Raw genomic sequence first — 19,795 nt, 5'->3', positions numbered from 1 at the left:
TTATTTTTTTAGCGTAAAGAAGAAGGTGGTCCCTTGACCTACCTCGCTTTCCAGCCAGATTTCGCCCTGGTAGAGGTCGATGATCTTCTTAACTATAGACAATCCGATCCCCGTTGAGCGTTCTTCGTTCCCGATGGATTGAAATATCTTAAAGATCTTCTCATGGTATTCTTCAGGGATGCCCACGCCATTATCCCTGACATAAAATTCCCAGTGATCCTTTTCTTCCCTGACTCCTATGGCCACGATCCCTTCTTCCTTGTCGATATTGGTAACGGCATTGCCGATGAGGTTCTGAAAGAGCTGATGCATCTTAGTGGCATCCGCTTCAAGAGTGGGGAGGGGATCCATAATGATCACATTGACGTGTTCGGGAATGTAAATGATCTCCCTGATCTCATTCACGACGGTATTCAGGTCTACAGGAGATTTCTCCAGGGTCTCGCTCTTGATACTGGAATATTTCAAAATGCCATCGATCAGTTTGTCCATGCCTTCCACCTTTTCCTGCATCATCTGCAGGTTGTAGATCCCCGCCTCGTCCAGTTTGTCCTTGTAATCATCGTGAAGCCAGGTGGCCAGGGTGCTGATACTCCTCAGGGGAGATTTCAGGTCATGGGAAACGATATGGGCGTATTCCTGCAAGCCCTTGTTACTGGCTTCCAGTTCTGAGAGCAGTTCTTCCTTTTGGATCTCCAGGTTTTTCTGGGAGGTAATGTCGAGGTGGATACCGATGGAACCTACCACTTTTCCGGTTTCATCGTATCGCGGTGCCCCGCTCACCAGCCAGTGTTTTTCCTCCCCGGATTTAGACAGGACCTTTATTTCGTATGAATCCGACTTGCCTTTAAGGCGTTCTTTCCCTTTTTTCTGGATCAGGTTTTTTTCGTGGACCTTGAGCAGATCAGCAGCCTTGGAGCCCAGCAATTCTTTTTCGGAGTAGCCGCTCATGGAGCAGAAACTCTGATTGACCAGTTGGATGGTGTCTTCGTTGTCAACCTCTACAAGCCCGAGGTTCATATTGGCGATGATACTCCAGTACTTCTCTTTCTGAGCTTCGATGTTCTTCTTGTAGTTCTTCCGGAGGGTCACATCCTGGTAGGTCCAGAGGTGACCCTTGTATTTCCCGTCACTGAAAATGGGGATGTAGTCTCTTTCCAGGATCCTCCCGTCCTTCATTTCAAGTTCATCGGAAAGCACTAGTTTTTTTGATTTCAGGATCTCATCAATCCTTTTGACAAAGCCTTCGGGATCCGTAAAATGGTGTTTACTCTCCTCAGCAGCGTTGGAGCAGTCGGCCCCTTTCAATTGATCCGGGGGTACCGGGATCTGAAAAAGGTCACAGAACATTTGGTTGGTCAGGGATATCTTTCGGTCCTCGCTCTCGAGCAGTACCCCGGTTTGCAGGTTGGAGATCAATGTAGACAGGCGGTTCTGGGAGGCCCGGATCTGTTCTTCAGCCTCCATTTCTCCAGTGATGTCGCGAATGATCCCCTGGGCGGCGATGGGGTTGCGGTCCTTGTCATAGATCATACTGCTGTTGATCTGTACAAATCGGGTCGACCCGTCCTTGATGAAGATCCTGGCCCGGTAATTTTTTAAGGAACCTGCACTGAAAAGCTGATTTAAGGAATTCAGGGTGTATTCCTTGAAATCAGGGTGCACCAGTGTGCTTAGGTTCAGGGGCTCTTTGGTGTGATCGTATCCCAGGAATTCTACGGCTGCCGAATTCATCCTGATCACATTGGTATCCAGGTCCATGACCACATAAGGGTCTACGATATTGACAAATACACCTTCGAGTTCTGAAGTTTTTTCACTGAGCAGGTTTTCCAGTCTGTCGTTGGTCTCCTGCAGTTGGCGTGAAGTCTCGTAGAGTTCCCGGGATTTCTCTTCCAGGATACTTTCTGCTTGCCGCCGCGCTTTTTTCTGACGTTCCAGCGCCTTTTTCAGCAAGGCGACTTCCTTGTTATCCATGCTGGAGGATATCAAATTTTACCTGGGTCCCGTCTTCTTTCAGCAGTTCGTAGGAGATACGGGCTGAACCGTTAAAATGAATAAAGCATTTTTCCATCAGTCCCTGAGCCAGGCAGTATAACCCCCTGGAAGAGTTATAGATCATGGACAGGGAATTGTCTGTCTTTTCAACGATGGTGAAGGTGGGCAGTTCGGCATCGGGATAGAGCTTCTTTACATGCACATGGATGTGGTCCTCAATAGACATGAGTAAGGCAAGCGGTGATTTATAGCTTTGGATGATATCTGGATGTGCCCTGCCCAGGCTGTCGAACAGATAAAGTCCGAAGGTATGAAGTAATTTATTCGCCGGGATATCCACTGTCTTGCTAAGGTTGGTAAGCAGGGAGACCATTTCGTTAAAGTCGTAGGTCCCCACCGAGGTGTAAATTCCCTCCGAGGGAAGGGAGGATTCTTCAATGATCTGTTCGGTAACTTCCAGGCCAAAGGTCTCTTCGACCATCTCCAGGAATTCGGTAAAAACAATGCCTTTCATAACTTAATCTAATGCTTCACAATGTAGGAAAATTAAGACCTGATGAAAAAAATATGTTGTGAAACATCGATTTTCATTAGGCTTTGATCAGTTCGTTTATCTCCCAGTAGGCGATCAGTTTTTGGATCTTGTCTTCGTAATCCTCGTATTTCAGCGGTTTTATGATATAACCGGCTATCCCGATACGATAACATTCAAGGAGGTCTGCCCGGTTCTGTGATGTGGTGAGCACCACAGTGGGCAAATATCTGAGTTCCGCATCGTCCTTCAGGATTCGCAAAAATTCGATCCCATTCATTCTGGGCATATTCAGGTCCAGCAAAATGATATCGGGAAGCTTTTCGGGTCCGTTCAGGAAGTCCAGAGCTTCTTCCCCGTTCTTGGCCTGTATGATCTTGTGTTTGACGGGCCATTTCGAAATGGTCCTGTTGAGTTTCAACGACTCAATAGCATCGTCTTCAATGAAGAGTATATTCATCGCGGTAAGGGTTAAGTAATTGCCTAAGATCCGGTTTTACATAATTCCGCTTTGCAAACTGAAGACGAATGGAAAATAAGTGTAGACGAATGGAAGTTTGCCTTAGACCAATGAAATAAGCTTCAGACCTCACCTTGTTCCAGCTTTTTGAGAAATCTCTTGTTGGCCTCAATGCCTTTTTCAGTTAGATATGGGTAGATCAAACTAAACTGGGATTCCATCCCTTTCAGGATAAGGTCATCCTCCATTCCCTTGATCCTTGCATAGGATATCCAGAAGTGGGTATTCCTCCACTGGTGGGCCGCCAATTCATCATAGAGTCCTGGAAATTCGGGCGGTTCCGGCTTCATATATCCCATTCCAATGGCCAGGTAATTCACGCCTTTGATCATCTTAAAGGCCTCTTCTACCTGTTCTCTGATCAGTTTGCTTATCTCCGGAAAGGCCTTGATGATATTGGGAGTGTCCAGGAAAAAGAAGCTGAATTGCTGCTGGAAAACAAAAAAGCTCTTGGTGATCAACAGGCCTTCCCCTTCCATGATAAACTTCCGGTTGCCGTATACGTCTTCCACCAGTACATGGGTCATATAGTCGAATATGGCCAAGACCAGGTCTTTTTTAGTAGGGTAGTGGTAGTTGAAGTTACTCAGGCTGATCCCGCTTTTTTCGGCAATATCCTGGTTTCTTACGCTGTGTATCCCGGACTCATTGAAGAGTTCTACCGCAGCGAGGATGATTTTTTTCTTGGTTTTATTTATTTTCATAGGGTCTCTCCTGTATGCACTGAGTTAAGTTCATATACTATATATCGTTATTTATAGCGTATTAGTATGCCGTATACTAAATTTAAAAAGTCCGTTGAAGTTTATTTTGAGCTGATTCCGGAACACAGGCCTCAAATATTGAACAGATTGCCTTTTTTACTCCGGGGGACATTAGTATATTTGCCGGGCGAAATAAACAGGTCGCGTAGCTTCTGCCTCCACATCGTTTCGGACGGACAGGCAGCTTCGCAAGGCAAGGTCGCGTAGCTCAGCTGGATAGAGTATCCCGCCCTTGGCGGGACGGTCCCAAGGGCATTGAACTAGAAAAAATTAAATTATGGTCGCGTAGCTCAGCTGGATAGAGCATCTGCCTTCTAAGCAGACGGTCCCAGGTTCGAATCCTGGCGCGATCACGAATAAATCAAAAAAGCAAGCAAAATGAATAGCTTGCTTTTTTATTTTGCGGCTTTTTTGATTTTCAGCGCGGAGCGCTGTCAGGATCAACGCAGTTAATCCTGTATTTATCAACACAGTAATCCTAGTTTACTCCAACGGCTTTTTTGAATTTCAGCGCGGAGCGCTGTCAGGATCAACAAAGTTAATCCTGTAATCATCAACAAAGTTAATCCTGTATTCATCAACTCCGTTAACCCCCTAAATCTCTCTACTTCTGCCTGTTCACCGCCACAGGCAGTTCATACACCTCCAGCTTGAAGTATGGCAGGGCGGATATGAGGTGGTCAAAGATGTCGGAGACAATGTACTCGTAATTCTCCCACCGCTTGTCCTTCACAAAGGCGTAGATCTCCAGGGGGATGCCCTGAGGAGTAGGATCCAGCTGGCGTACCATCAGGGACATCTGTTTGTTGATCACGGGCTGGTTTTCCAGGTAGGTCAGGACGTACTTCCTGAAGACCCCCAGGTTGGTCATATTCCGGCCATTGATGGGGAGTGATTTATCTATTTCATGCTGGGCGTTATGGGCATCGATCTCATTGCTTCGTGTTGATAGGTACCTGCTGATGAGCTGTATCTTTTTGAGTTCATCAATTTCCTCACTTGACAGGAATCGCACGCTTTTCTGGCTGATGATCACTGCCCTTTTGATCCGCCTGCCCCCGGAGTCCTGCATCCCCCTCCAGTTCTTAAATGAATCCGAAATGAGGGCGTAGGTGGGGATGGTGGTGATGGTGCGGTCAAAGTTCTGCACCTTCACCGTGGCCAGGGTGATCTCGATGATATTTCCGTCTGCCCCGTATTTTTCAAAGGTGATCCAGTCGCCTATGCGCACCATGTCATTGATGCTTACCTGTATGCTGGCCACCAGGCCCAGGATGGAATCCTTGAAGATCAGCATGATAATGGCCGATCCGGCTCCGAGGGCTGTAAAAAACTTCCAGATCTCCAGTTGGGTGATGATAGCGAAGATCGCGAAGAGTCCCACGATCCAGGCCAGGATCATAAACACCTGAATAAAGCTGTCAATGGGCTTGTCCTTGTACTGGGCCTTGGTCTTCAGGTAATCCCGAATGGTTCTTAAAAAGGCCCTGGCTGTAAAGATGGTCAGGATAACGATCAGGATCTTGAGCACTTTTTTGGCGATCAGGGCTCCTAGTTCAAAGTCGACAAAGGCGATCGGCATCAGTTCGAACAGTACTACCAGGGGGATAATATGGGCGATGTACCTGGGCACCCGGTTGAGCACCAGGAAATTGTCAAAATTTGTCCTGGATCTTTTGGCGACTACTATGGTGATCCACCGCAGGCCTTTCCAGATCAAAAAGTCGAGCAGCCACACAAAGAGGACCGAACTCAACAGGAGGATGAGCAGGTTGAGGTAAGATGCCAGGGTCTCGCTGAGTCCAGCTTCTAATAAGGCGTTGTATACGATGTGTGACAAGCCGTTGGCTACTTCCATCGATCTCTGCATTAGGTCGTTTAGCTCGACAAAGATAAATACAAGGGGAGAATTATTCTGTGATCGGCATTAAATTACGTAGCTGGAAGTATCGTTTATGGGGGTATCCAAATGATAGGAAACTCGGTTCTCATCAACGCAAGGCAACGTCTTCGTCAGCGAGATTGAGTCTTTTATCCCATGCGGGATCCCAGTCGCCCTCCTCCTTCAGGTATTCAATCACCTGGGCACGCATGCGGTGGGTATCTTCTTCAATTTCGCGGAACAGTGCCTGGTATGCCGGTTTATCTTCAAAGGCAGGGTATCTCATTAACTTCAGGTCCCGGTATACTCCTAGCCTGTTTCCTCCATTAAAATACCCATCCCTGAGGGAATTTACGAAACCATCCAGATCATTTTGTAGATAGTAACAGTCGACCCGATCGAATTTTTTAGCGAAAAATGCTCGCGCATGAAACTCCTCATAATAGGAACAGATAAAATCTGCCAGAGGTATGGCTATTTCACTTTCCCCTGTTTCTCTCAGCACATCGATATAAGTCCTGATAGCACGAATCTCCGGATTTGTTATTGATACCGTCGGGTATCCACCACCAGCGATCCCTTCAAAAAGATCACTGAATTGCTCAAGCAGGATCTGTCTGCTGCCTTCCGGATTCCCTTTAAGTAAATGTGCTCTGGCAATGTTAGCAATGGCCGATTTGTCATTCAACCCCTTGTTGGTATTCCAGATGATGGTGAGGTCCATGGCCTCATCGTATCGTTCCTCTGCAAGTAATATATCATAGGCGTGATTGTATGTGTAGAACGTATTCTCGGGATAACGTGTTTGGATCAGTCGGCTGTAGCGCTCTGCCAGAGGAAGGAGGTCCAGGTCTAATGAGATTACGGTATTCCAGTACATATAGCCATACAGGAAGGGAAAATCCTTTAGCGCCTTATGAAAATTCTTAAAAGCCTGCACATGGCCGTCTTTGGAACTTTCCGTCAGAAACATTGACTTGAAATACACGCCTCCGGGACGATCACTGTTATTGATTACCTCTTCTATCATTTCCATCGCCCTTCCTCGTTCTCCTCTCTTCCAGAATAAGTCTCTGGCCAGTACCGTTTTGTAGAAGTAATTTTTTGGCTTAAGTGCGGATGCTTTCTCTAAATGGGCATGTGCAACCTCGTATTGACCCAGGGCCCGCCTTGCCTGGTGCAAACGATAATGTGCCCTGTCATGTTCGGGGTCCTTTTCCAGAACGCTTTGAAAACCTGAAAGGATCTCGGTAGAATCCTCAGGAAAATTTCGATGCTTCCAATTATAATCGGCCCTGGCCAGCAATACCTCCGGACTTGCCGAGTCGAGGCTAATGGCCAGATCCAGATACTTCCTCATCATCTTGTCCCGGTCTGTTTTCTTCAGGCTGCCGTAATAATGCCACTGCCCGTACAGAAAAGACATCTCGGCATAAGCCTCTGCGAAGGAAGGGTCGAGCTCAATGGCTTTCTCCAAAAGTTCCACCGCAACGGGAAAAGCACTGTCTTTTCGTTGTTCGACGAGTTCATAGGCTCCCAGGTATAGGCGGTAAGCTTCCAGGCTGGTCTGCCGGTCTACGGAAAGGTCGACGCTTTCTCCTGTTGCCTGTGATCCCTGGAGGGCACTGAGGGACCAGAAGACGAGGGCCAGGATCAGTACACCCCCGAGGACCAGAGGGACGGTCCTTCTCCCCGGGTGCGGTTCTGTTTTTATTACAGGCTCCAGATCTTTTTCCTTGGAACTGCTGGGTGAATACCCGTAGTATTCCTTAAAGGAGGTGGAAAAGTAAGTAGGGCTGTGAAAGCCCACCATATAAGCGATCTCCCCGACGGAATAGGAGTCTGTCTTAAGGAGTTCGAGCGCTTTTTCGAGTCGGATCTCCCGGATGAACTGGCTGGCCGACTTATTCTCGTGTTTCTTGATCCGCTTGTAGAGCTCGGAGCGGCTTACTCCCATTTCTCTGGCGAGCATCTCCACCCCGAACTGGGGGTTCAGGAGGTTTTCTAGGACGATCTCTCTTGCCCGGGAAATAAAATCTGACGCATTCACGAGGTAAAACGTGTATTAGGTGTTTCTTAAAGTTAAAGGTTTCGGCTGATTAATAAAAATGCAACTCCCTGAAAGTGAATGACATCATAATTTAACGCTTTCAAAAAAATTTTAAAGCATCCGCCACATGGGTGAAGTACTCTTTTTCTGGTTTTAGGGAATTTTACACAACAACTTTTAAAACACCTGTATTATGAAAACAAGAGCACTGATTTCACTGTGTACGTTATTGATCATTTTCTCATGTTCCACTGAGGAAGGGACCGACCTCCGGATCGAGGAGGGGCAATCTTTCACCTCCCAACACCCCCTGGCGAGCATGCTAGACACTGAAAGTGGACGGCAATCTTTAACGCGTTTATTCAAATCAGAAAGCACAGCTAAGGCCAATGGTCATGGAGTGATATTTATCAGAAACGGAGGAGATTTTGTAGCCTGCGGGGGAGACGACCAAAACGTGGTCTGTGTCTATGAGATCGATGAGAATGGTTACTACCGCTCTCCCATCGATTTGCACATATTACCCAATGGAGAAGCACAGTTTTTGGCCCAATCCAAAGACTTTGCCGTAGAGGTCTACACACTTCCAAACTGGGACCTGATCTATTCCAACCTCTGTATGGAAGAGTACAGGGGCAATCTGCACATCAATCTGAAAGGGACTTTTGAGCTGATCGAAGACGACCCCTTTTATGATTTTGACTACTACACCTATGTAGAGGGCTCTACTGCGAACAATATGCAGATCACCACCTGGGTGGATGACGCCGTCCGCAACCTGGATATCTTTGAGCTGACCTGGGATTGCGATGACCCCACCTCGGAAAAGAGGTTAAAGGTGACCAGCCTGTTCAAGCAAAACGGGGGAGTGAATTTTAAGATCAGCGGATTGTAACTCCTCCAGGTATTACCTAATTATTCAGAAACCAGACCAATACTTATATGAGGAAAGTCCACCCGGGTGGACTTTCTTCTTTTTGTTTTATAAACACAGCCTTCGGCAGGGTCTGACCTCATGGCCTTTCCCATCCGTAATGTTCCTTCACCAGCTCGACTACCTGGTTGTCCGTCATGCTGTCGGCCGTTTCCACAGCCTTGATCCTGGCGCCTATATCGGCATACCTTTCATTCATTTCTTTCGCAAACTTCTCCTTGACCTCAGCCGGGCCGAAGACGGAGATCACATCGGCTTTTTTTACTGCTTCTGCCAGATTGCCGAAGAATTCCCTCAGCTGGTGTTTTTCCCTTTCTAGGTACCTGCTGTCCTGTACTACCTGCTGGGGGCCCCAGCGGGTCTTGGAGCGGGAACCTCCTTTGACCTTAAAGAATTCGAGGTCAGAGAACACGGTTTTAAAAGATTCCTTTTCACCTTCCAAAGTGACCACATGCGCTTTCTCTTTATCCATCCAGATCCCTACTTTTTTCATGGCTCTATATTTTAAAGGTTGCTCACAGGCGAATCTTTAGTCTGAATCACCCTGCAGGGAATAATGTAACAGCAAGAAATGAGATTTCCAATGATATTTGTCAGTCTGATGTACCTGTGGAAAGTTAAATTTTGCGGTGTCTTTCCCGGGAATTTGCGGATTGTGTAATTCCACTTAAATACTTGGGTTTAAACCTGATTCAGGTCCGGACAGCTTCTTTTCTCCCCTCTACAAAATACATGGCCAGCTTGCCCTTGTTTTTTACCTCGATCTCCCCTCTGGAGGTGCACCGGAATTCTTCTTTTACCAACTCATAGGTATTCTCACTGATGTTGATCCTTCCGGGTTCCGACATGTTTTCCATGCGGGCAGCGACATTTACGGCGTCGCCCCAGATGTCATAGGCGAACTTATGGGTGCCCACCACCCCAGCCACCACTGGCCCGGAGTTGATCCCGATGCGGATATCGAAACTCAGCTCGCTGGCGGTCATATCATTTTTGGTCTCCTCTACAAAGGACACGATCTCCAGGGCTGCTGAGATCATGCGGACAGCGTGGTCCGAATCCCGGTCGTGTAACCCGCCCACGCACATGTACGAATCTCCTATGGTTTTGATTTTCTCAAGCTCGTATTTCTCGCTGATCGCATCAAATTTGGAAAAGTAGAAATCCACCGTCTTCACCAATTCTTCAGGGGACAGTTTTTCGGAATAACTCGTAAAACCCTTGAAATCTGTGAAGAGTACGGTCACAGAATCGTATTTCCGGGCCTGTACCTTTCCGTGTTCCTTGAGTTCCTGAGCCGTTTCTTCCGGGAGGATATTCAGCAGGAGCTGGTCTGAGCGTTCTTTCTCATCTTCGATGATCTTTTTGGTCTTCCTGATAAACTGATTCCTCCTAAACAGGCCAAAAGCCAGAAATCCGATCAACAGCAATGCTCCTCCGGTAGCAATGGAGATGTTCCGCTGGTTGATCCGTCTTTGTTCTGTCAGGTCCAGTTCGATCTGCTTTTGAGATACCTCATAGTCCGTGCGCATATCAGCCATTTCCTGGACCGCCGCAATATTGTTTACGCTATCCTTATAGACAATATGTTCTTTAAAGTGGCTGTAGGCCGAAGCCGTATCTCCCAAAAGATCAAAAATTTCAGAGAGTTTGAGATGGGCCAGGCTGATCTGATCTTTTAATCCATGTTTTTTGGCTAGTTCCAGGCTTCGCTCAACATAGTCCTTGGCAGATTTGACGTCATTTCTTTCCAGGTAGATATCTGCCGTATAGATCAAATAGACCGTGATGGGGTAATAGTCTTCCATTTCCATCAATATTTCAACGGCTTCATTAATGGCGGCCTCTGCCTCAGTGTTGTTGCCCAGGGCCGCATAGACCATTCCGGTATTCCCCAGGGTATAAGCCGATCCTATTGCGAAGCGGAGTTTTCTATACAGTTGACCTGCTTCTTGATTGTAAATCAATGCGGAATCATATTTTTCAGAATAGAAGTAAGTATCCCCTGCATTTAACAAGGTTCCTGCGAGTGATATGGTGTCTGTAGTTTGTCTGAGTGTCTGGATGGCTTTGTTATAGTAAGCCATTGCGTTTTTTGTATTTCCGGTTTCGGAGTAGACGTCTGCAATAGACGTATATAGTTTACCTTCAGCCGAAAGGTCATTAAGATTTTTCGCCGAGCCCAGGCTTTCAAAATATGATTGGAGAGCAGCTGTATAGTTCCCTTGCAGTCGTTCTGCATTCCCTCTCTGGAGGTATCCATCGATGGTTAGGGATGGTGATGAGTTCTCACGAGCTAAGAGAATTAACTCCTCGGCAAAACTTTTTTTGAGAATAGGGTCCGTCTCTTCCTCAGCGACAATTTTTAACCTGTGGAGGTACAAAGAGTCCACAGAACCCTCAAAAGACAGGAGCTGTTTTATGCTGTCAGCGACCTGTTGATCCTGTCCGAATATGGATACCGGGCCAATGAAAAAAAAGCCTATAAGAATATAGGCTAGATAATAAGAAAGGTTACCTCTCAAAAGAATGTCTATTTCATCTGAATTTTTGGATCCTGGGATTGAGGTCCGGCACCTGTGACGTTATATCTGATGGTATAGGGCTGAACCCCATTAGGAGGATTTCCACTATTTATGGTTCCGGTAAATTGGTTGCTGGCGTTTGGTGATTTACTTGGTTTGAAATACGTGGTCGGGGATATACTGTTAATCGCAGAAATATTATTGGTCTGACCATTCATATTGAGATCAAATCGCCATTGCACGGTATCCCCGGCATCAACTTCAGTCGTGAAGTCGGCGTCGTCCGTGTTACTCCAGGTTGCCCCACCGTCCTGGGACATATAAGGCGGACTTGGATTATTGGTGGTTGCAAATAGGTAAATGGTGTGAGCAGACATAATGAATTGGTTTTAGTGGTTATTTATATTCTTAAATATAAGGAATTTGAGATATACCCGATAGGGATAAGGACGAATGGTTCCAAATTCTTTTCCGACCCTTCCCATTACCTTTCCGGCTGGTTTTTATGAGGTAATACTCTTTAATTTTTGTGACAGGCATAAATCCAGGATATCCTGATAATTTTTTAAACCCTAATATCATCTCCCCATCTGGTTGCCTATCTTTAAACAAAAATTTCAACGTATGATTTGCCGGGGACTACCACATTTCATTCTACTTTTTCTATTGATCACCCAAAGTTGTATTCCCCAAAAACAACTCATTGAGGCTGAAGAAGAAACAGTGCTCAGGGAAAACCTCCAGTACTACCTGTATTTCCCTGAAGACTATGAGGAAGACACCGATCAGCTTTTCCCTCTCTTGCTCTTCCTTCACGGGGGAGGGGAATCAGGGGAAAACCTGGAAGAATTGAAGAAGAACGGTCCGCCAAAAATGCTGGCCGAAGGCTATCCATTTCCCTTTATGGTCCTGGCGCCCCAGAATCCTCATAAAAAGAAATGGTGGAATGTACACGCCGTGATGCAGCTCCTGGATTCCGTGATGGCTCATCACAGGGTGGATCCGAAGCGTATCTACCTCTCCGGTTTGAGCAGGGGCGGGAGTGCCGCCTGGGACCTGGCCGTGCAATACCCGGACCGTTTTGCGGCCCTGGCAGTGGTCTGCGGGATGGCGCCCGTTCCTTATGCCTCCTGGATAGACAAGGACCTGCCTATCTGGGTCTTTCACGGGACGGAAGACCGCTCCATCCCGTTTTCAGAATCAGAGAACATGGTAGCCGCCCTGAAGGAAATGGGCTATGACGTCACCTTTACGATCTACGAAGGGGTGGGGCACGACTCCTGGATACAGGCGTACCAGACAGAAGGCCTGTACGACTGGATGGTTTCACAAAAACGGGATTGATGATCCTTGGAATAATCGTATTTTCGGAACTCCAACAGGGATTGTATCATGCATCGAATTACCCGAAACTTTCTGTTCATTTTCATCATATCAGGACTCTTTGTCCTGGGAATCTCCTGTAAGGACAAAGCCGAAAAGGGGGAAGAACACGCCTATACCAATGCCCTGGTGAACGAGTCGAGCCCCTATTTGCTACAGCATGCCCATAACCCTGTAAACTGGGTTCCCTGGAGTGAGGAGGCGCTGGAGCAGGCACGGGAGGAGGGGAAACTGATCATTGTCAGCATAGGCTATTCGTCCTGTCACTGGTGCCATGTGATGGAGGAGGAGACCTTTGAGGATGAGGAAGTGGCCGAACTTATGAACGAGCATTTTATCAGCATCAAGGTAGACCGGGAGGAGCGCCCCGATGTGGATGAGGTTTATATGACGGCCGTACAGTTGATGACCGGAAACGGCGGATGGCCCCTGAATGTGATCCTCCTGCCCAATGGCAAGCCTTTATACGGGGGAACCTATCACACCAAAAAGCAATGGATGGAGGTGCTCAATAATGTCAATACCAAGTATAATGAGGACAAGGCCGGGGCGGAGAATTATGCGGATCGGGTTGCGAAAGGAGTGGCAGAAGTGAATTTTATCCCGAGAGTAACCTCCGAAACTCCCTTGCCGGAAGGATATTTTGACACTGCACTTGCGCCCTGGAAGGCGCAGTGGGACATGCAAAAAGGGGGAGACATGGGGCAGCAGAAGTTTATTGTTCCCATAAAACTGGATTTCCTGTTGGATTACTTCAGGTTGGAAGATGACCTGGAAGCGGATGTCTTTGTAAAAAATACACTGGATAAGATAATACAGGGAGGGATCTATGATCATGTGGGGGGTGGATTTTTTCGTTACAGCACGGACGCCGACTGGAAGGTGCCCCATTTCGAGAAGATGCTTTATGACAACGCCCAGTTGCTCAGCATTTATTCGAAGGCGTATGCCATTTACAATGAACCTGCCTACAAAGAGGTGGTGGAACAGACCGCGGCTTTCCTGGAACGGGAGATGAAACGGAAAGAGGGAGGTTATTTTGCTGCCATTGATGCAGACAGCGAGGGAGTGGAAGGCGCCTTCTATACCTGGAAAATGCAGGAGCTTAAAGCGTTGCTTGGGAGTGAATTCGAGCTGTTTGCTGACTACTTTTCCGTATCGCCTGCATTCGCCTGGGAAAAGGACCGGTATGTGCTATACAAGAGGAAATCAGACCCTGACTTTGCCGGGGAACACAATCTTTCCCTCTCACAGTTAAGTACAAAGACTAACAAGTGGGAGGAGTTACTGTTGCAGGCGAGGGGCGAACGGGAGGCCCCCAGGAAGGACGACAAGATCATCACCTCCTGGAACGCCTTGCTGATCAGTGGCTACCTGGATGCGTACAAGGCTTTCGGCGCCCCTTCCTATCTCGACCGGGCCAAGGGTATATTTGAAACGCTCAGGTCTGATGCCTACATCAACGGACGACTCCTTCACTCCTTTAAGACCGGGAGTACGCGGGAGGAGGGTTTCTTGGAAGATTACGCTTTCCTGGCCCGTGCAAGTTTTGGGCTCTTTGAAGTGACCCTGGATACGGTTTACCTCGACTTTACTACCGGGCTGATGGAGACGATCATGTCTGATTTTTATGATGAAGCGTCCGGCATGTATGAATATAATGACAGTTCTGCTCTCATCTCAAAGATTATCAAAGTGGACGACGGGGTAATTCCTTCCGCCAACTCGGTTGTTGCCGAGACCTTGGTCAAACTGGGACACCTGAAATACGACAAGACCTATCTGGAGCGGGCAGATGAAATGATAAAAACCCTGAGCCCGAGAGTGAGCGAAGCCATTGTGAATTACGCCTTATGGGCAAACCTGTTGCTTTCCCAAACCAGGGGTTTTTACGAAGTGGTATCTGTTGGCAATCAGGCGGAGGCATTGACCACAGAGTTACACGGTCAATTTATTCCCAACGCCTTGGTAGTAGGAAGTTCAGTGGCCAGCGACCTGGCCTTGTTCAAGGACCGGTTCTTCGAAAATGAGACGTTGATCTACGTCTGCACGAACAATACCTGCAAACGACCTGTAAAAACGACTATGGAAGCCTTGCAGCAATTGCAGGACTTCCGGAAGAATTGATTCTCACCAACTGCAAGCTATCGCTATTTCTTGCCACCAAAACGTACTGATCACCATCGATGATGACCTCAGCCATGTCTTTTACGTCCCCCGGTGTGAACCATCCACTCTCCCTGTTCGTGACGGCTGTAAACCCACCTTTTCCATCCCCTTTGAGAAACAAACCATTACTGGCATCATTCCTGGGTGTTTCCACCTCAGAGCTGTATAGATTGCCCGCTATGACAACATCGAGATGGGAATCCCCGTCAAAGTCGTCAACCAGGATCTGATTGATGCTGGAAAGCTGGGCCAGGTTGGGCAGGTTGTGGGTCACAAACCCTGTTCCGGTATTTTCTACATATACACTGGCAAAGGAGGTCACCTGGTAATGGAGCGCATCCTCCAGGTACTCCTCTGTATACACATCCTCCAGGGTAGCTGTTGAAAAAGAGGCGTAATCCTCAAATTTTTTCTTGATCCCGGGCATTTGCTGGGAAGAGCATTCCCTTCCCCTCAGGGGATATTTTTTGCCTCCGTTGAAATAGCTCAACACGATGTCTGAAGTCCCACTCCTGTCAAAATCGTGATAATAGATATCGAAGGTCTCCTGCTCGCTTGCCTTGTATTTGTAATTGAGGCCGAGATTACCGGCAATGTAGTCCGGGTCCCCATCCCCGTCAAAATCTCCTTCCTGAATACTGAACCACCATCCGGTACTATTGTCCAGTCCGGTTTCAGCGGTCACATTCCTGAAGGTACCTCCTTCATTTTTCAACACGGTCAGGGGCATCCATTCCCCGGTAACCATAAGGTCTAATAACCCGTCCTGGTCGTAATCCGTCCAGATGGCATCTGTGACCATTCCCAGGTCGTTGAGTACAGGGGCGATATCGTCCGTAATATCCCGGAACAGGGCGCCTCCTTTCGCAGTACTGACATTTTCCAGAATATAGCTTGCCGCCGGCAAGGGATACTGTCCGGGGACAAGCCGGCCTCCCACAAAGAGGTCGAGATCCCCATCCTTGTCAAAATCAGCGGCCTTCACCCGCGAACCGCTGCTCAACATGGAGGGTAAAGATCTTACGGCCCTTTCAAGTCGGCCTTTGCCGTTATTGACATATAATCTGTCTTGTAATAATTCGGATCCGGCGGGAAATTCATTCCCCCCACTGACCATATACAGGTCGTTGTCCCCATCCCCGTCTGCATCGAAGATAAGGGCGCCCATATCCTCAAAAACACTATCTCTGGCGACAGAGGGCAGGACCTGTCTTTCAAAGCCTCGTGATGTTTTAAAATAGATCCCTGAAGGCTGATTCGAGGCGCCCCCAACCACAAAGTCGTCCTCTCCATCCCCGTTGAGGTCCCCAACCGCCATCCCGGGCCCGAACATGGAGGTCTGGTGGGGGAGGAGGATCTCTTTCAGGAAGTCGTTGTAATAATTCTCTTCATGCCTGAAGCCGATTCCCAATTTCGATGGATCTTCCATTGCAAACAGGTGTCCTTTATTTGTTTTCTCCCTTTCCAAAGCAGGTTTTGCATCCCGGTAATCTATGGTCAGCGCAGCATTCAGGTCGACACCCGTCAGCACCTGTTCCATCCCATCTGGCCATTGCACAAGGAGGCTGTCCAGTTTTTCAAGGTTCCCGAAGCCAAAGTGTAATTCAGGGGCTACAGAGGACTGAAAACCACGGGTGAGGGTCATTTCCTGGAACTGTTGCTCTCCCTCATGTAAGGTACTCACCTGCACGCCTACCCCGAATGGGTTCAGTTCGGGACCTTTGAATCGTAGCTTCAGGGTACTATAACCAGGCGAACCGAGATTCTCAAACACAGAAGCCGTATCATCGATGTTGTTGGTGACGATCTCCAGGTCGCCGTCATTGTCGAGATCCACATAAATTGACCCGTTGGAAAAACCTTCAAAGGAGATCCCCCATTCCGTATTTACCTGTGAGAACGTGAGATCTTTGTTGTTCCTGAAGACAAAGTTGTCTATGGGTTCAGAGGGGATGGCCAGGGAGCGTTCCAGGAGGTTGTCCATGGGTCTGCCTTCCCTCTCCCAGTTGAGGAAGAAATCCCGGTTGTTGATCTCCCTTCGTGTACCGTTGGAGATGAAGATGTCCTTCCACCCATCATTGTCGAGATCTGCAAATAAGGGTCCCCAGCTCCAGTCGGTGGAAGAAACCCCGGCCAGCCTGGAAATATTGCTGAAATCGGGCAGGGTATCGTGTAACAAGCCGTTATTGAGTTGAAGAGCATTCTGCATGTACTGGTAGTGAAATCCGGAATTAACCGTACTCCAGAACAGGTCGGGGTTCATACTCGCCATATTGGCCTTGGAACGCCGGTTGACATTGGCTGTCATGTCTACCTGCAGGATATCCAGGAGGGCATCATTGTTGAAATCGGCAATGTCCACACCCATCCCGTAAAAGGCCGTGTTCTTGGTAACCTCCCTTACCACTTCGGAGAACGTCCCATCCTGGTTGTTGATGAAGAGGTAGTCAGGGGTGGAGAAATCGTCTGAGACATAGATATCCGGCCAGCCGTCCTGGTTGAGGTCCCCGATGGTGGCGCTCAGGGAGAGCCCGAAGGTGGCGAGCCCTGCCTCCCTGGTGACATCTGTAAATGTATTTCCGTCATTACGGTAAAGTTTGTCCGTCTCAACAGGTTTTGGATACTGCTGCTTAAAGAGGTAAAAGCTGTTAGGTGCGTCGAAACGGGTAGGGGGGTAGTTGGCCAGGTACATATCGAGATCCCCGTCCTTGTCATAGTCGAAGAAGGTCGCCTGTACGCTGTTTCCGGGATCGGCCAGGCCGTATTCAGCTGCTCTCTCCGTAAAGGTGAGGTCTCCGTTATTGATATAGAGCTGGTTGATCCGCTTCCCGCTTTGCCCGCCCACGGAACAGTAGATATCGAGCAGTCCGTCGTGGTTTACATCGGCCATTGTGGTCCCGGTATACCAGCGGTCGTCTCCTGAAACGCCTGCCGCCTCCGAAATATCCTCGAACTGCATATTCCCTTTGTTCAGGTAGAGTTTATTGGGCACCATATTACCTGTAAAGAAAAGGTCTACCAGACCGTCGTTATTGATGTCCCCGGCTGAGACCCCGCCGCCCATGTAGATATAGGCGTAGGTAAAATAATTGAGGGTATCGCTCTCCGTGAGTTTATTCTCGAAGGCGATCCCGGTATGCTGCTCATTGAGTTGCCTGAACAGGGGTGGCATCTTATACTTACTTTCTGAGCAGGCCAGTAACAGAAAAACCGAAGCAATGGAAACACTAATATAACGCATGGGCAGACTTCTTCTCATCCCATAAATATATACATTGCCATGATGCCAAAAAACAAAAAACAGGGCATTTAACATGCCCTGTTTTTGATGGATGGTCGGTTTGTTCCTAGTATCCCGGATTCTGTGTCAGCACTCCACCACTGAGGTCGATTGCGTTTATCGGGATAGGCAGGATATTCATGTTAGACATAAATGTGCCCACTTTTGTTCCGAAATTGGGGATAGCACGGGCTTCATTCTGCGTATATTCATTGAGCACACTTTCTGCGACTCCCCAACGGGTAAGGTCGAAGAAACGGTGTCCTTCCATGGCCAGTTCCAGCCTTCGCTCAAACCTCACTGCCTTACGTGCAAAATCCTGGTCTGGGAAACTTGCATAAGGTTCAATCTGATAGTTCGCAGCGTCGCCGGTTCCTGATTCGTTCTGAACATACGAACTGTTCTTTGCCCGGTTTCGCACCTGGTTTACGTAACCCAGTGCTGTAGCCAGGTCATTAGTTTCCACGGCGGCTTCAGCAGCCATCAAGAGTACATCTGCATATCGAATGATATGATAGTTGATTCCCGAATGTTGCTGTCCCCATCCACCGGTTCCGATATTTGCACCCTCGCCTGCATAGTATACATTTTTCTTGGGCAGGTAGGGTCCTGAGATATCCGCAAAACTAGCACGTATCCAGTCCTTCCCTATATGGGTACCGTAACCGTTGTAATCAATCCCTCTTCTTCCCACTGTGTAGTCTATCCTTGGATCAAGTGGCCCTGCCTCAGGGACGAAAGGATCAGCACTTTCCACGCCGTAATCATTGGCAATATCACTGTCGTTAAAAGTGTCGAGCAATGGTAGCCCGGTTCCGTCTGTCTTAAAGGCATTAGACAGGTCAATGGTAGGTTGGTAGAATCCACAACATGAGCCAAATGGTCCCGGGTTGGGGAAGTTCAGCGTACCTCCCCTGTTTCCGTTCAAAGACTGGCCACCATCTGTGGTGAATTGGATAGCAAATATGGATTCCGAACTGTTATCACCCGCCAGGCGGAAGTTATCCACGAACTCCGGCAGGAGGGAATAGGGTCCATTGTTGATCACATCAGTAAACAGGGCTGCTGCAGCTGCATATTCAGACTGGAACATATGAGCTTTACCGAGATAGGCTTTAGCCGCCCAGGAAGTAGGTCTGCCCACATCGGCCTGCGAAGTTGGCAAATTGTCTATCGCGAACTGAAAGTCGGCTTCAATCTGATCCCAGATCGGTCCTGAGTTAGGTTGATTGAACTCCGTGGCGTCATAATTCTCCACAGAGATAAAAGGAACATTTCCGAACATCTTTTGTAACTCAAAATTGAAATGTGCCCTTAAAAACCTGGCTTCAGCCAGCTGAGCTGTAAAATCGCCTTCAGGGATCTTATTGATCAAAGAGATAACGGCATTGGAACGGTTCACCCCGGCGAATCGTCCATCCCAAACGGCTAAGTAAGGATTGCCTGATGTCCAATCGTAGATCTCCAATAAGTAGAGATCAGCCTGATCACCATCTGTACTCCCTTTGTGAGCATCATCTGTCAGAACATCAAACCACCAGTTATCACCGCTCACAGTCCAGTCCGCACCGGGTTGGTTGTTTCTGATTCCGTCAAGGACAGAATATGCTCCGGTAAGCAGAAGGTTCACCCCTTGCTCATTCTGCAGGGTCTGATCACTGAGTGCCCCGATAGCCGGGACATCGGTAAAGTCATCGCTACAAGCAAATATGATAGCGAATAAGGATAAATAAACTAAAAATCTCTTTTTCATTTTTT

Annotated in this window: 14 protein-coding genes and 1 tRNA gene; 4 read left to right on the top strand and 11 right to left on the bottom strand. The window is 48.0% G+C overall.

The genetic code is table 11. The annotated features are described in order from the left end of the window. The 4 genes from IEV19_RS02915 to IEV19_RS02900 all read right to left on the bottom strand — a co-directional run bounded on the left by IEV19_RS02915 (position 1) and on the right by IEV19_RS02900 (position 3,754). The gene (locus IEV19_RS02915; protein WP_188369203.1) at positions 1-1,977 is read right to left on the bottom strand and encodes a PAS domain-containing sensor histidine kinase; all 1,977 of its coding nucleotides are present in this window, start codon (positions 1,975-1,977) and stop codon (positions 1-3) included. Then, positions 1,970-2,512 carry a heme NO-binding domain-containing protein gene (locus IEV19_RS02910; protein ID WP_188369202.1) on the bottom strand — a complete coding sequence of 181 codons (543 nt, stop codon included), beginning with the start codon at positions 2,510-2,512 and terminating at the stop codon, positions 1,970-1,972. The genes IEV19_RS02915 and IEV19_RS02910 overlap by 8 nt, the downstream gene beginning before the upstream one ends. A gap of 76 nt (positions 2,513-2,588) precedes the next feature. Then, complete coding sequence (locus IEV19_RS02905) at positions 2,589-2,990, bottom strand: response regulator (protein ID WP_188369201.1); 402 nt, start codon at positions 2,988-2,990, stop codon at positions 2,589-2,591. A gap of 122 nt (positions 2,991-3,112) precedes the next feature. Further along, complete coding sequence (locus IEV19_RS02900) at positions 3,113-3,754, bottom strand: TetR/AcrR family transcriptional regulator (RefSeq protein ID WP_188369200.1); 642 nt, start codon at positions 3,752-3,754, stop codon at positions 3,113-3,115. A 339-nt stretch (positions 3,755-4,093) separates the two neighbouring features. Here IEV19_RS02900 and IEV19_RS02895 point away from each other — a divergent pair. After that, positions 4,094-4,167 (top strand) — tRNA-Arg (locus IEV19_RS02895). A 251-nt stretch (positions 4,168-4,418) separates the two neighbouring features. Here the strand turns inward: IEV19_RS02895 and IEV19_RS02890 are convergent. Then, complete coding sequence (locus tag IEV19_RS02890) at positions 4,419-5,672, bottom strand: mechanosensitive ion channel family protein (RefSeq protein WP_188369199.1); 1,254 nt, start codon at positions 5,670-5,672, stop codon at positions 4,419-4,421. Between the two features lie 133 nt (positions 5,673-5,805). Continuing rightward, entirely contained in the window at positions 5,806-7,746 is a 1,941-nt protein-coding gene (locus IEV19_RS02885; RefSeq protein ID WP_188369198.1) for a helix-turn-helix domain-containing protein, read from the bottom strand. 193 nt (positions 7,747-7,939) lie between these two features. Here IEV19_RS02885 and IEV19_RS02880 point away from each other — a divergent pair, with 193 nt between their 5' ends. Then, positions 7,940-8,641 (top strand): hypothetical protein, encoded by a 702-nt coding sequence (locus IEV19_RS02880; RefSeq protein WP_188369197.1) that lies wholly within the window; start codon positions 7,940-7,942, stop codon positions 8,639-8,641. 118 nt (positions 8,642-8,759) lie between these two features. Here IEV19_RS02880 and IEV19_RS02875 read toward each other — a convergent pair whose 3' ends face one another. The 3 genes from IEV19_RS02875 to IEV19_RS02865 all read right to left on the bottom strand — a co-directional run bounded on the left by IEV19_RS02875 (position 8,760) and on the right by IEV19_RS02865 (position 11,582). Beyond that, positions 8,760-9,173 carry a hypothetical protein gene (locus tag IEV19_RS02875; RefSeq protein WP_188369196.1) on the bottom strand — a complete coding sequence of 138 codons (414 nt, stop codon included), beginning with the start codon at positions 9,171-9,173 and terminating at the stop codon, positions 8,760-8,762. Between the two features lie 199 nt (positions 9,174-9,372). Next, entirely contained in the window at positions 9,373-11,205 is a 1,833-nt protein-coding gene (locus IEV19_RS02870) for an adenylate/guanylate cyclase domain-containing protein (RefSeq protein ID WP_188369195.1), read from the bottom strand. 8 nt (positions 11,206-11,213) lie between these two features. Continuing rightward, on the bottom strand, positions 11,214-11,582 hold the full coding sequence (locus IEV19_RS02865; RefSeq protein ID WP_188369194.1) for a hypothetical protein: 369 nt from the start codon (positions 11,580-11,582) through the stop codon (positions 11,214-11,216). Between the two features lie 247 nt (positions 11,583-11,829). Here IEV19_RS02865 and IEV19_RS02860 point away from each other — a divergent pair, with 247 nt between their 5' ends. Together IEV19_RS02860 and IEV19_RS02855 are read left to right on the top strand one after the other, a co-directional pair. Then, entirely contained in the window at positions 11,830-12,549 is a 720-nt protein-coding gene (locus IEV19_RS02860) for a carboxylesterase family protein (protein WP_188369193.1), read from the top strand. Between the two features lie 48 nt (positions 12,550-12,597). Next, positions 12,598-14,715, top strand: a complete 2,118-nt coding sequence (locus IEV19_RS02855; RefSeq protein ID WP_188369192.1) for a thioredoxin domain-containing protein — start codon at positions 12,598-12,600, stop codon at positions 14,713-14,715. On the opposite strand, the gene IEV19_RS02850 is transcribed toward IEV19_RS02855, so the two are convergent. Both IEV19_RS02850 and IEV19_RS02845 read right to left on the bottom strand, forming a co-directional pair. Next, entirely contained in the window at positions 14,672-18,016 is a 3,345-nt protein-coding gene (locus tag IEV19_RS02850) for a CRTAC1 family protein (RefSeq protein WP_188369191.1), read from the bottom strand. The genes IEV19_RS02855 and IEV19_RS02850 overlap by 44 nt on opposite strands. Before the next feature lie 88 nt (positions 18,017-18,104). Next, positions 18,105-19,790, bottom strand: coding sequence for a RagB/SusD family nutrient uptake outer membrane protein (locus IEV19_RS02845; RefSeq protein ID WP_188369190.1), 1,686 nt, complete (start codon positions 19,788-19,790; stop codon positions 18,105-18,107). Positions 19,791-19,795: the final 5 nt, after the last annotated feature.

The organism is Muriicola marianensis, assembly GCF_014638095.1.
Classification (GTDB): Bacteria; Bacteroidota; Bacteroidia; order Flavobacteriales; family Flavobacteriaceae; genus Muriicola; species Muriicola marianensis.
Note: the sequence above shows the minus strand (reverse complement) of the source record. Positions and strands in the feature narration are given on the sequence as shown.